This window comes from Psychrobacter sp. Marseille-P5312, assembly GCF_900291405.1.
Taxonomy (GTDB): domain Bacteria; phylum Pseudomonadota; class Gammaproteobacteria; order Pseudomonadales; family Moraxellaceae; genus Psychrobacter; species Psychrobacter celer.
Window position 1 is genome coordinate 1366363 of record NZ_OLML01000001.1, and the last position, 13167, is coordinate 1379529.

The following is a 13167-nucleotide window of genomic DNA, read 5'->3' on the forward strand; positions in this document are numbered from 1 at the left end:
TATAGAGCCTAGAGCCATAGTATCATCGAGCAATAATTGCTAACTCAGAGAGATAACATGATGAAAACATCATCGACGATCACAAAGATAATCCCTGCGCTGCTAACCGTCGTTTTGGGCAGCACCTTCGTATTGAGCGGTTGCCAAAGTATCAAAAACGTACTTGGCAAACGCGACAATGGTAGTTTGGAATACCAACAAAGCAAAAAACTGGCACCGATTGAGTTGCCAGCGAATAAAGATCCTGCACCTTTTGTTCCTTTATATCCTACGCCTAACGCTGGTACAAATACCTTAACACTAAAAAATGACTCAGGCAGTCAGTATCAACTGCCAAAGCCTCAGCGTACGGTTAGCACGCCTTCAAACTAATTTTATTTCTTTACTTATACCGCTGAGTTTTTGTCTTGCCGATTGTATGTGATCGATTGGGCCAAATCAAAGCGGTAGCTGCGCGTTTTTACCACATAAGCTTGAACGAACAGGAACTCCCATAATGCAAAAGCAACAACTGCTGTACAAAGGTAAGGCCAAATCTGTATATGAAACAGAAGACAACGATCTTCTGATTTTGCACTTCCGTGATGATACCTCAGCGCTGGATGGTAAGCGTATCGAGCAATTAGCACGCAAGGGCGTCGTTAATAACCGCTTTAATGCGTTTATCATGCAAAAACTGGCAGACGCGGGTATCGAAACCCACTTTGAAAAGCAGCTATCAGAAGACGAAGTGTTGGTCAAGCGTCTGGATATGATTCCGGTAGAGTGCGTGGTGCGTAACTTTGCCGCCGGCAGTTTGGTGCGCCGTTTGGGCTTAGAAGAAGGGCAAGCACTGACGCCGCCTACTTATGAGCTGTTTTATAAAGATGATGCGCTGGGTGATCCTATGGTAAATGAGTCACTGGCCGTGTCTCTTGGTTGGGCGACCCAAGAGCAGTTGGAAAAAATGCAAGAGCTGACCTATCAAGTCAATGACGTACTAAAAGCGCTGTTTGCCGCTGGTGATTTGATCTTGGTCGATTTCAAACTTGAGTTTGGCGTATTCCACGACCGTATCGTCTTGGGTGATGAGTTTTCACCCGATGGCTGCCGTATTTGGGATAAAACCACCAAGAAAAAACTGGACAAAGACCGTTTCCGTCAGTCATTGGGTGATGTGATCGAAGCATACGAAGAAGTGGCCAACCGCATTGGCGTCCCATTAAGCTAAGCGATTTTTTAGACCGTTATAAAAGACTGAGCCGTGTGCTCAGTTTTTTTTATGCAAAAAATTACGGAACTGGTAAAAAGACGCACGGTACAAGCACGGTATTTTACTTATAATACCTTTGAATGTGTCACGTAGGTCGGTAGTCATGTCTCACACACGGTCTCCCAAAACAAACAGCAAGGCACTAGAGCCGCTTTGGTTTACGCGTCCTACCTGTGTGGTCGCCGCTGATTTGATAGGTAAGGTGCTGTGCAGGCGGCTGATAGATAGTGACGGCACAGAAAAAATCCTACGTATGCGCATCTCGGAGACTGAAGGCTATATTGGAGCAGCAGACCCAGCCTGCCATGCTCATGCTGGCACGCGCACTTCACGTACCAAGATTATGTATGAGCCAGGTGGCGTGTTTTATGTTTATCTGACTTATGGCATCCATCACATGCTCAACTTAGTCAGCGGCGCTGCCCAGTCGCCCGAGTCTGTGCTGATACGAGCAGGGTTTGTGACCGACGACAGTGACTGCCTCACAGACGAGCAGCAATGGCGTCCCCATAAGCAGCGGACAGATCCCAAACAGTTTGCAGGCCCAGGTAAGCTCACCAAACGCTTGCACATTGATCGTGATTTATATGGCAAGCCTATTGCCTCAGCATCTGATGTTTGGGTCGAAGACGATGGCTGTCAGCCGCCAGTGTCATTGCGCCCGCGTATCGGCATCGACTATGCAGGCGACGCCAAGGACTGGCTGCTACGCTATATATGGACTGACCATCCGTCGTTATCTAAAAAATAGTAAATTTATAGCTATGGTAGTTTTTTTAAATAAGCCCGAAGGAGGTAGTCTATGTATAAATTAACCGTTTTTATCCCTGATGAGGCGCTCGAGTCAGTAAAATCAGCGCTGTTTGCCGCGGGCGGCGGTAAGATTGGCAATTATGAAGCGTGCTGCTGGCAAGTACAGGGTACAGGGCAGTTTAAGCCTTTGGCAGGTAGTCATCCGCATATCGGTGCGCAAGATAGACTAGAAAAAGTAACCGAGTGGCGCGTCGAGATGGTAGTAGCAAAAGAAAACATTGAGCAGGTCATTGGTGCGTTAAAGCAGGCGCACCCTTATGAGACGCCTGCTTATGATGTTATCGAAGTACTTGACTGGTAAGAGATGAAGCAGGAGGGCTAATAGTAGTTCAATCTTCTTTTATTTTAATCACCTGATAGCTTGGGTAATCAAGCTCGATCTTATAGTCTTCGCCGCCGCGTCTGGCTTTTACCTTTATTTTGTGGTCGCCTTTCTTGTATTTTACATCTTTGACACGGTACCCCATGCTGCTGACTTTATTGGCAGCGCGCTGCTCGATTGCAGGCTGATACAGCTCTTTATCGATATTTTTCAGCGTTTTTTTGTGCTTCTTATACAGCTTGGTGTCTTTATAAACGTCTTCATATAGATCGCTATAGGCATTGTAGCCAGGCGCGGTGACGCAGCCAGTCGTCAGTGCCAAGGCAGCAACCATAGCAGTCACTGCAGCGGGCTTTACAAAAGTAGTGATGTGCATAAAAACCTCTTATGGGGTCAAAATGTGATGAGTCGGTTTATAAAAAATGGCCAAACAAACCAAGGGCTGGCTTATTTGACCAGAGGCATCAAGACCACAACGATGCCAAAACTTAATAAAAAGTCGCGCGAATAACGCACGGACAAACAAGAATAATCGATAAGACGCGCACTATCTTATCAAGTAAATATTAGTCTTTTTCTATTTTGATGACGTTTAGGTTGGGATAGCCAAGCAGGATTTCGTACTCTTGGGAGCCGCGTTTTGCCTCAATCTCAAACACTCCACGATTATTTTTTTCTTCCAGCTCAATGTCTTTGACGCGGTAACCCATGGCGCCAATCTTTCTGATCGCCCGTTGTTTGATGGCAGGGTAGCGTGACTCTTGTTTGATACGATCCTCGACGTCATCACCTTTATAGTGCTTATTGTACTTACCATGATTCTTATATTTGTCTTTCTTATGATGATCTTCGTCGTCCCAAATATTGGACCAAGATTTTTTGTTTGAGCTGATCAAGCGCAGATCAGGATAGCTATATTTTAGCTCATATGCTTGGTTGTTCTTTTTGGCATAAGCAATGAGGGCGCGGCGACCGCGATGACTGTCCACTCTAATATCCATTACTTGATAGCCTTTACGGCGCAAGTTATTGCGTAGCTGCTGACTGACGCGCTTATAACTGATACGGTCATAATCACCATCTCCGCTGTAGATGGGGTAATCATAACCGTATCCAGGCGCGGCGACCGTGCAACCGACGGTAGAGACACTCAGTAATGCGATAGCAAGACCAGAGGTGACCACCGCTGATAAAGACGAAGGTCGTAATATTTTCACAATGTCTTCTCCTATAGGGAATATTTCATCTTTTTGAAATATTTGCTTACATAACTATAGTAGGATGCTAATCTCATTGCTGCGTGTCTTGGCTGTTAATAAGTTGTAAACTTTGCAAATATTTGCGTAAGCATCGGCTACTTTGGGTGACTAATGTGCAGGATGCAGAGAAGTTCATCGCCAATCTATTTTTATTGCCGTATGATTTTTTGAAGTAGACGGTTACTTTTATAAAATAAAGTGGATAATTATCAATAACTTAGTCGGGTAAAAATGAGTGTATAAGTTTTAATGTAAGTATATGCTTACACGCAATGACGCTTACGCGACTTAACATCACATTATAGATTGGGCATTATAGTCACACGGCATTAGGGAATGTGACTCAAGGATTGAGTTGACTGCATTAAGGATAATGATTCAGTAATCAGCATCAGGATGATAATGAGAACTGAAGTAAGGACACATTTTCTTTGCTGACAACAGCAGTGATTGCTGTTAGTCGTAGAAAAAGGGCAGGATGCCCAGTATCACATTATGTTGAATAGCGTGCAAGGATGCACATGACGCAACCGTGATAGGTAACATGGATGGTTAACAATAAAACCGCATAACAATTCATTGCTATGCGGTTTTATTGTATCTGCTCGTTCGATACAAAAAAAGACCGCACACTCTCATGCGGTCTTTTTTATTCTCTACTATTTATCATTCATTTACTTAACAGCAAGTGTTTAAGCTGGTCTCCATGAGTGAGTAAAGAAGACTATCTCAGTAACTCCAATGAGTAGTTATTATTAGTAGTTATTGTGGCGACGCCATTCGTCTACTTCGCGCTCGGCATTTTCTTTACTATGGCCATAGCGCTCTTGTACACGGCCTACTAGCTTGTCGCGGCTGCCTTCGATATGAGTGAGGTCATCATCGGTGAGCTCTGCCCATTTTTGTTTAACCGCACCTTTCATTTGGTTCCATTCACCTTTTAGCGTATGTTCATTCATTGTTATATTCCTTCTATTATGATCGAGTTTATTGTTGAGACTGAGTCTAAAAGCTAAGTTTTGTCTAAAGACTAAGCTTTTAGATATTAAGTTTTAGAATATTAAGTTATAAGACATGCGTTCCATCTGTCTTTTTATACCGTATCACTCAGTGGCTGCTGATTGTTACCAACACTCAACTTGCATTGGCAATCAAGCGTGAGCCAACTGGTGATATCTAATATAGGCGCTCACAATAGCCTTGTCTGTATAGGCAGTGTTTAGAGTGTTACTTAATTATAGTGAGCGTGCATCGTGTGTTATCTGCTCACCGACTGTATTAATGATGCGTAAATTGCGTCTATTGTACGTAATGTCCATCGAATTGAGACCGATATCTAAAGGTAAGTGTCACATGGGGAACTATGAATATACGGGCTAGGTAACTGCGCAATCTCGTAGCGTATGTCAACTGGGAAAGGGGGTGGGGTATTTATAGTAGACAAACATTCTGATCTTATGAAGCATTAATCTGTTTTGTGAAGCACGAGTTCTGCTATGTGTTTTGCTATAGACTTATGGTTTAAATAACTATAACCTTATAGTTGAAACGGCGACTTCTGTAAAAACTATTCGCTCTAGAGCGCATTAACTTAATGACTATTAGCTTAAAAGACGGTTAGCTTAAAAACAGATATCAGCAGTTGGGCTGTATGTCCTCTTTTTGCCACGGGTGATTTAAGCGAACTGACTGACGTACCGATTTCATTGTTTATCGAGTAGGAATATCTCTGCATTGAACATATTAGCGCAAAATACAAACGCCCCCATAGAGTCAAAACGTGAGCAAGCAAAAGCTAGAACGCGGCGCGCCTTATTAAAAAGTGCGTTACGCCTCTATAGTCTAGAAGGCGCTCAGGGCATGAGTATGAATAAAATTGCCAAAGGCGCTGGCATTGCGCAGCCCAGTTTTTATAATCATTTTAAGAGCTTGGATGCGCTACAGAACGAGCTCAGCGCTCAGCTAAAAGACAACTATCTATCACCGATGCGGCTGGCATGGGTCAATATGCTAAAAGACTATGACGTGCTGACTAAGGATGAGTTTAATCAGCAATGCCGTCAATGTCTGACACTGATTTTTGATTCAGCGTTTCGAAACATCGCGCTATTTCAGCACTTGCTCGAAGATCGCCCTCGATTCACTGCCGATATAGAAAACCAATCCTCACTCAATAATGGACTGGGCAATCTGGTCGCAGACATACAAGAGGAGTGGACAGAGATATTCATGCAGGGATTACAGTTGTCTAATCGCACTTGTGAGCGCAGTGCGGTGAATCTCTGTGTGGATATGGCAGCTGCACAAGTACATGAGCTGATCTTGGGCTGTCATCAGCAGCGTTATTCAAGGCAGCAGGCGATTACCACCTTGAGCATCAGCTTTGATACCCTGTTCGCCAATTTTTTGCAAGGAAGCAACCATAGCGGCTCATGATAAACATCATGACAGCTAGGGTTTATAAAACATAAAAGGGAGTATGACTATGGGCACTACAGCGGCTAGCGCGACGGACAACGAACAAATCCACTTTAGAACCTGTACTTTATGCGAGGCGATGTGCGGCATCGAGATCAAGCACGATGGCGAAAAAGTCTTATCGATCAAAGGGGATAAAAACGATCCTTTTTCTCAAGGCTACATTTGCCCAAAAGCCACTGCTTTGCAGGATTTGTACGAAGATCCTGATCGTTTACGAGGGCCTGTTGAAAGAACGGCGGACGGTTGGAAATCGATCAGTTGGATTGAGGCGTTAGATAAAGTCGCTGCAGGTATCCAGTCTGTTCAGCAAAAATATGGTCAAAACGCATTTGGGGTGTATTTGGGTAACCCGAATGTCCATAACATGGGCGGTATGCTGACTATCAAGCAGCTACTGACCAGCCTAAAGACGCGTAGTCGCTTTTCTGCGACCTCAATTGACCAACTGCCGCACCATATCGTCAGCATGCATCTGTTCGGTCATATGCTCCGCATCCCTGTTCCGGATGTGAATCGCACGCAGTATATGCTCATCATCGGCGGTAACCCGCTGGCCTCTAATGGCAGTATCATGACTGCGCCCAACATACGTCAAAAGCTCAAAGACATCAAAGCACGTGATGGCAAAGTGGTGGTGATCGATCCAAGGCGTACCGAAACCGCAGATATCGCCAGCGAACATCACTTTATTCGTCCAGCGACAGACGTATTATTGCTATTGGCCATGCTCAACGAGATCTATGCCCAAGGCTACGCCAAGGTAGATAGCCGAGTGGCAGCGCTGGCGCCAGAGATTGATCGTATTGAATCATTTGCAGAAGGGTTCACCCCTGAGTCAGTAGCAGATATTACAGGTATTACCGCCGCTGAAATCAAACGCATCGTCAAAGGGTTTTGTGAAGCCGAAAGCTCAGTCTGTTATGGCCGTATGGGTATCTCGGTGCAAGAGTTTGGCTTGCTGAGCCAATATCTGTCCATGGTCATCAATATCGTGACAGGACGCTTAGATAAAGTGGGCGGACTCATGTTCCCCAATCCTGCTGTCGATGTGGTCAATAGCTCGGGCCCAGGTTATTTGGGCAAACGCCATAGTCGCGTGAGCAATCTACCTGACTTTAATGGCGAATATCCAGTGGTTGCGATGGCGGATGAGATGTTGGTCGAAGGAGAAGGGCAGTTAAAAGGCTTTATGAGTGTCGCGGGAAACCCTGTCCTTAGCACGCCAAATGGTGAAAAGCTAGATGAGGCCTTGTCAGGGCTTGAGTTTATGGTGTCGCTTGATTACTTTGTGACCGAGACCAGTCGCCATGCCAATATTATCCTGCCGCCTGTCTCGCCACTCGAGCGTGATCACTACGACATTACGTTTAATGGTTTTGCTGTACACAATGTTGCCAAATACTCGCCTGCCTTATTTAGCAAAACAGAGAATGAGAAGCATGACTGGGAGATTTATCTAGATCTTGCCGATCGCTTGGATAAAGACGCGCCAGAAGCGGTACAAAAAGAGCGTGCCGCGACAAAAGCGTTTGGACCGAAATTCTTACTTGAGCAAGCTCTCAAGTACGGACCTTATAAAGACGTCACATTGGATGCGCTGATAGACAATCCACACGGTATTGATTTAGGACCATTGCATCGTATGTTGCCGGAGGCGATCAAGCATGCCGATAAGCAAATCAATCTCAATGTTGATTTTTATCAGGCAGATTTGGCACGGGTCAAAGAAATGATGCAGCAATACAATGATCAAGAGATTTTGCTCATTGGTCGTCGCCATGTACGTAGCAATAATTCATGGCTGCACAATAGTTATCGATTGGTGAAAGGTAAGTCTCGTTGTACACTAATGCTGCATCCAGAAACGGCAGAGCAGCACGGTATTGTAGACGGGCAAGACGTGAAAGTGACCTCTCGCGTAGGCAGTGTGATCATCGCAGCAGAGGTGACTGATGAGCTGATGCCAGGCGTGGTGAGTATTCCGCATGGCTTTGGTCATGGACGTAAAAGGGTGAAGCAGAAGATTGCGCAAGCGCATGCCGGTGTCAGTGTTAATGACCTAACAGACGATACCTTAGTTGATCAGTTGAGTGGTAATGCCGCCGTTAATGGCGTACCTGTGCAATTAGAGGCGTTGGGTGCTAACGCAGACAATGTGGCTAATGCGGTATTAGAAAACTCAATAGATAGTGCAATCGCATAAGTTCAATTTTTTTAAAGTAAAAAGCAGGCGCTTACACGATGTAAGCGCCTGCTTTTTTATGGAGATAGTTTTTTTATAGTGTCTAGAGATTCAGTCAGCTGTTTGTACCCACAAAATCAAAATCAACGCTGGGCGTTTCGCCTTGTATCAATAAGCTAATAGCTTTTGCCGAACCACAAGCGTGGGTCCAGCCAAGTGTGCCATGCCCCGTGTTGAGCCATAAATTATCAAAACTCGCCGCTGTATTGTGACTACCGTGACGGACATGGCCTTTGTGCGCGCGGCCTATCAGCGGTACGTTTGATGGGGTCATCGGCCGCAGTCCTGTCCAATATTGTACAGAGTTTGCAATGATGCCTTTTGGAAATAGCTGCTGCACACGGCGAGTGATGGCCGCGCAGCGAGTGGGATTTAGATCTAAATTGTAGCCGTTGAATTCGGCGGTGCCCGCGACCCGTAGCTTATCACCGAGGCGCGATGCCACCAGTTTAAACTCATCATCGATTAGGCTGACAAATGGCGCTAGATGTGGAGCGCGAGGATTGACTTGATAAGTGGCTGAGTAGCCTTTGGCAGGGAAGATAGGCAGCTGTACATCAAGCGGTTTCATCAGGGCGACGCTATGGCTACCAAGCGCCAGCACATAGCTATCGGCGCTAAAGGTCTGGGCATTTTCGTCTTTGGGCCGAAGGGTGACGCTATGCACGTGCGGCTGCGACGTTTGGGTATCGAGGTTGATGGCGAGGATATCAGTATCATATAAAAACTGTACGCCTGCTTTGAGGCAGCGCGCAGCCAAGCGCTGAGTAAATAGATGGGCGTTGCCCGACTCATCACGGCTAGTATAGGTTGCGCCTGTGAGCTTATGAGCGATGGGGTAGAGCGCAGGCTCTAAGCTGACCGCAGTACGAATATCGATGATATGGCGCTCACAGCCTAGCGCTTGCATACGCTCGGTCGGAGCAATGGCTGCCTCAAACTCTGCTTGGTCGGTATAAAAATGCATGATGCCGCGCGTTTGCTGCTCATACTCGATACCGATATCCGCGCGTAGCTGCTGCAAAGCTTCTCGTGAAAACAGCCCCAATCGGACCATCTGTACCAGATTGGCATCCGCTCTGTCCGCGCGGCACTCTTGCAAAAACTGCAGCGCCCATCTGAGCTGCGCCTTATCCGCTCGCAGGCGATACAGCAGCGGTGCGTCTTCTTTACCTAGCCACTTTAGTGCTTTTTTCGGGGTTGCAGGATTGGCCCAAGGGGTGGCGTGCGAGACCGATATCTGCCCGCCATTGGCAAACGAGGTTTGCATCCCTGCTGCTGATTCACGCTCGATGACGGTCACATCATAGCCTGCTTGGCGAAGATACCATGCGGTGGTCACACCCACCACGCCTGCCCCGAGTACCGCGATATGTGTCATAGATTGCTCTGCTGCGTTTTTAAAAAAGTGCTGTTATGGCTGTGAGATGTTTTGTGCTATGGTTGGCGGGCTACATCTGCTTGCAGTGCTGGTGGCAATGCCAACACCGTTAGCTCGCTGTCGGCTAAATGTTCTGGACGGGCAACGACTAACGCCTCATAGCCGTTATTGCTAGCAATGGCGTTGACCACCTGAATTTTACCGAGTTTGTCGCCAGCTGCTGGCATCTCGCCTGTGCCACTGACGTAGTGCAAAAACGCCTTTGGCGCTGATTTAAAATAAATACGGGCGATGACCTCTTGACCCAAGTAGCAGCCTTTATCATAGTCCATTCCGCCGCGCTGATGCAGGCGTAGCTCTTGCGGCTGAAACTGCCCTTGTGTCGCCGCGACGATCCAGTAGTTGCCAGTGGCGATACTTTGCAGCGCCCATGCATTGGCCTCTTCTATCGTATGATGCTCGTCTTTGTGACTAAAAGTCGGCTCATCAGCGAGCACACAAGGGTAGATGGCGGCTGGAGCGCTGGTCTCAAACTTCGAAAATGCGCCGTACTTTTTAAGATGGGCTTGTAAGCTGTCGGTACAATCAGCGCTGATGACGATATCAAAGTGATTTTCGGCTTGTTTTTTGATCCAAATGCCAAACTCGATGCGGCCCTTTAGGTTGCTAATGGCAGCAGCTTGATAGCTGAGCCCGAGTTTGGTGACATCAATGGTCAGCTGACTTTGCAAGAATTTTTCGGCATCCTCGCCTTGGAGCGTCACTTGAGAAAACTGCGGCAGAGTCGATATATCGGTAGATTGAGTCATTGTTATTATCCTTTTTTGAGCGCTGATTAGCAGGGTTTGCGCATAATAAGTAAGGGCTGGTATCAGACTCCTTTGACCAAATACGCGCCTATAAAAACCAGATGAGATTAAGAAGAGTACCACAAAAAGTACCGCCGTAAAAAACAACAGTGCCTCGCCAATGGTTACGGTATAAGTTGGGTATAGTGACCATTTTTCAACCGTACAAATTGGTTAAAGATGGCGAGTTACGGTACAATGTTAGCTCTACAATACACTTAAATATTGCTGGCTGCCGAGGAAACGATGAGCTTACCAAATTGTCCAAAATGTGATGCTGAATACACGTACGAAGATGGTGCGTTGCTGGTATGTCCCATGTGTGCCCATGAATGGACAGCTGCGGAAACTGACGCTGCAGCAGCCGAAGCTCAAGGCGCTGTCATCCGCGATGCCGTTGGCAACGAGCTACAAGATGGCGACGCGGTGACCGTCATCAAAGATTTAAAAGTTAAAGGCTCCTCACTCATCATCAAGGTAGGCACCAAGGCCAAAAGCATTCGCTTGCTACCAGACGCGAGCGATGGTCATGATATCGACTGTAAGCTCGATGGCTATGGGCCGATGAAGCTAAAATCCTCGGTGGTAAAAAAGGCATAAAACGCCTGCAAGCCAATAGACTAAAGATGGCTTATGTCACCATTACCTTTACTACAATAATAGAGAATATTTATGAGTACTAAAAACGAACAACTATTTGCGCAAGCTCGCAAACATATCCCAGGCGGTGTCAACTCACCTGTCCGTGCCTTTGCTGGAGTGGGTGGTACGCCGATTTTTATGCACCGTGCTAGCGGTAGCAAAATCTATGATACCGAAGACAATGGCTATATCGATTATGTTGGCTCGTGGGGGCCGATGATTTTGGGTCATGCTCATCCAAAGGTGATCGATGCGGTCAAAAAAGCAGCGGATGATGGTCTGAGCTTTGGTACACCAACCCCATTTGAAACCACCGTTGCCGATAAGATCTGCGAGATCGTGCCAAGCGTTGAGATGATTCGCATGACCAACTCAGGCACGGAGGCGACCATGAGCGCCATCCGTTTGGCGCGTGGCTATACGGGACGTGACAAAATCGTTAAGTTCGAAGGCTGCTACCATGGCCATTCAGACAGCTTATTGGTCAAAGCAGGCTCAGGGATGCTCGATATCGGCGAGCCAACCTCAAAAGGCGTGCCAACGGATTTTGCCAAGCATACCATCACCATTCCTTATAACGATCCGCAAGCGATTAAGGATTGTTTTGAAAAGTGGGGTGATGAGATTGCTTGTGTCATTTTGGAGCCGATCGCTGGCAACATGAATATGGTCGTGCCCACCCAAGCGTTTCACGATACCTTGCGTGCTGAGTGTACTGCCAACGACACCGTGCTGATCTTTGATGAAGTGATGACGGGTTTTCGTGTCGGTCTTGGCGGCGCGCAGGCACATTTCGGTATCGACCCTGATTTGACCTGTTTTGGCAAAATCATCGGCGCTGGTCTGCCAGTAGGCGCATTTGGTGGAAAAGAGAAAATCATGTCTTGTATCGCCCCACTAGGCGGCGTTTATCAAGCGGGTACGCTATCGGGCAACCCACTTGCCATGCGTGCAGGTATTGCGATGTTTGAAGACTTAACGGTCGCGGGTTTTTATGACGAGCTATCGGCCAAAGTAGATAAGCTAATCGGTGGCTTTCAGGCAGCGGCGGACAAACATGGTATCAATCTACGCACCAATAATGTCGGCGGCATGTTTGGCATGTTTTTTGTCAAAGACCGCGACACTACTGTACCGCAAAACTTCAATGACGTAACGCAGTGTGACATGGAAGCCTTTAACACCTTTTTCCATGGTATGTTAGATCGCGGTATTTACTTGGCGCCGTCAGCATATGAAGCAGGCTTTATGTCTATCAAGCACAGCGATGCAGACATCGATGCCTCAATCAAAGCCGCTGACGAGATATTTGCTGAGATGGCGACAGCGTAATTGTGGTTTTTAGCATGGGTTTGAACGCTCTAAAAATGGGCGCTCTGAAAAGGTCAGTATCATAAATGGTGCTGACCTTTTTCTGGATATAAATGCGGTGTACTGCCTTTATTTGATTTTATCAAACTTAGCATCTTTTAGGCTCAGGCGGCCGCGCAGTACGTCACTGTACATACGGAAGTCGCTGACAAAGCTTTTTAGTGGAAACTTAAACGACGCAGGTTTGTTTTTTTCAAAGAAAAAATGACCGACCCAGGCACAGGCATAACCTGCGGCGATACCTTTGAGTAGCGGGGCGGGCGAGCGCGACTTGACCGACTTTGCGAGGCCCAGTAAGCCAAAGCTACTACCCGCAAAGTGCAACCGGCGGCAGGCCATGTTTTGATGCTCATCTAAATAAAAATCATAAAAGCTCTGTTTGGTTGGGCTGACGGTTTTGATGGCGTCGTTTTTTGCCTGAGTATGAGAGTGATGGTCAGCGGCTTTGATCACATCGAGGGTGGCTGTTTGATTCATGGCGTTAGCTTCCTTGCTAATGAATGATAAAATGATGGCTGGCGGCCAGTAAGTTAAGCCGGCATGGGCCAGCAGATAG

At 46.8% G+C, this 13167-nt stretch carries 14 protein-coding genes; 8 read left to right on the top strand and 6 right to left on the bottom strand.

The genetic code is table 11. The features are described from left to right. Nucleotides 1–57: 57 nt before the first annotated feature. From C6W44_RS05910 to C6W44_RS05925, 4 genes are all read left to right on the top strand, one after another. Nucleotides 58–372: a hypothetical protein gene (locus tag C6W44_RS05910; RefSeq protein WP_227526368.1), complete on the top strand. Its 315-nt coding sequence runs from the start codon at nucleotides 58–60 to the stop codon at nucleotides 370–372. A gap of 124 nt (nucleotides 373–496) precedes the next feature. Continuing rightward, nucleotides 497–1210 carry a phosphoribosylaminoimidazolesuccinocarboxamide synthase gene (purC, locus tag C6W44_RS05915; RefSeq protein ID WP_105244625.1) on the top strand — a complete coding sequence of 238 codons (714 nt, stop codon included), beginning with the start codon at nucleotides 497–499 and terminating at the stop codon, nucleotides 1208–1210. A 145-nt stretch (nucleotides 1211–1355) separates the two neighbouring features. After that, nucleotides 1356–2003, top strand: coding sequence for a DNA-3-methyladenine glycosylase (locus C6W44_RS05920; RefSeq protein ID WP_105244626.1), 648 nt, complete (start codon nucleotides 1356–1358; stop codon nucleotides 2001–2003). A 51-nt stretch (nucleotides 2004–2054) separates the two neighbouring features. Next, nucleotides 2055–2366, top strand: coding sequence for a YqfO family protein (locus tag C6W44_RS05925; protein WP_105244627.1), 312 nt, complete (start codon nucleotides 2055–2057; stop codon nucleotides 2364–2366). A gap of 28 nt (nucleotides 2367–2394) precedes the next feature. Here the strand turns inward: C6W44_RS05925 and C6W44_RS05930 are convergent, their stop codons facing one another. From C6W44_RS05930 to C6W44_RS05940, 3 genes are all read right to left on the bottom strand, one after another. Next, nucleotides 2395–2763 carry a hypothetical protein gene (locus C6W44_RS05930; protein WP_105244628.1) on the bottom strand — a complete coding sequence of 123 codons (369 nt, stop codon included), beginning with the start codon at nucleotides 2761–2763 and terminating at the stop codon, nucleotides 2395–2397. A gap of 190 nt (nucleotides 2764–2953) precedes the next feature. Continuing rightward, complete coding sequence (locus C6W44_RS05935) at nucleotides 2954–3604, bottom strand: hypothetical protein (protein ID WP_105244629.1); 651 nt, start codon at nucleotides 3602–3604, stop codon at nucleotides 2954–2956. Nucleotides 3605–4401: 797 nt separating this feature from the next. Next, the gene (locus tag C6W44_RS05940; protein ID WP_100748743.1) at nucleotides 4402–4605 is read right to left on the bottom strand and encodes a CsbD family protein; all 204 of its coding nucleotides are present in this window, start codon (nucleotides 4603–4605) and stop codon (nucleotides 4402–4404) included. 775 nt (nucleotides 4606–5380) lie between these two features. Here C6W44_RS05940 and C6W44_RS05945 point away from each other — a divergent pair. Together C6W44_RS05945 and C6W44_RS05950 are read left to right on the top strand one after the other, a co-directional pair. Beyond that, on the top strand, nucleotides 5381–6082 hold the full coding sequence (locus C6W44_RS05945) for a TetR/AcrR family transcriptional regulator (protein WP_158676700.1): 702 nt from the start codon (nucleotides 5381–5383) through the stop codon (nucleotides 6080–6082). Nucleotides 6083–6131: 49 nt separating this feature from the next. Next, a complete protein-coding gene (locus C6W44_RS05950) occupies nucleotides 6132–8330 on the top strand; it encodes a molybdopterin oxidoreductase family protein (protein WP_227526369.1) in 2199 nt (732 codons plus the stop codon). Between the two features lie 94 nt (nucleotides 8331–8424). Here the strand turns inward: C6W44_RS05950 and C6W44_RS05955 are convergent, their stop codons facing one another. Next, nucleotides 8425–9750 carry a D-amino acid dehydrogenase gene (locus tag C6W44_RS05955; RefSeq protein ID WP_105244631.1) on the bottom strand — a complete coding sequence of 442 codons (1326 nt, stop codon included), beginning with the start codon at nucleotides 9748–9750 and terminating at the stop codon, nucleotides 8425–8427. Between the two features lie 56 nt (nucleotides 9751–9806). Next, a complete protein-coding gene (locus tag C6W44_RS05960; RefSeq protein ID WP_105244632.1) occupies nucleotides 9807–10559 on the bottom strand; it encodes a YgfZ/GcvT domain-containing protein in 753 nt (250 codons plus the stop codon). Between the two features lie 285 nt (nucleotides 10560–10844). On the opposite strand from C6W44_RS05960, the gene C6W44_RS05965 reads away from it, so the two are divergent. Together C6W44_RS05965 and hemL are read left to right on the top strand one after the other, a co-directional pair. Next, nucleotides 10845–11198, top strand: coding sequence for a zinc ribbon domain-containing protein YjdM (locus C6W44_RS05965; protein WP_105244633.1), 354 nt, complete (start codon nucleotides 10845–10847; stop codon nucleotides 11196–11198). Nucleotides 11199–11270: 72 nt separating this feature from the next. Further along, complete coding sequence (gene hemL, locus C6W44_RS05970) at nucleotides 11271–12572, top strand: glutamate-1-semialdehyde 2,1-aminomutase (RefSeq protein ID WP_105244634.1); 1302 nt, start codon at nucleotides 11271–11273, stop codon at nucleotides 12570–12572. 108 nt (nucleotides 12573–12680) lie between these two features. Here hemL and C6W44_RS05975 read toward each other — a convergent pair whose 3' ends face one another. After that, complete coding sequence (locus C6W44_RS05975) at nucleotides 12681–13088, bottom strand: DUF962 domain-containing protein (protein WP_105244635.1); 408 nt, start codon at nucleotides 13086–13088, stop codon at nucleotides 12681–12683. Nucleotides 13089–13167 lie beyond the last annotated feature (79 nt).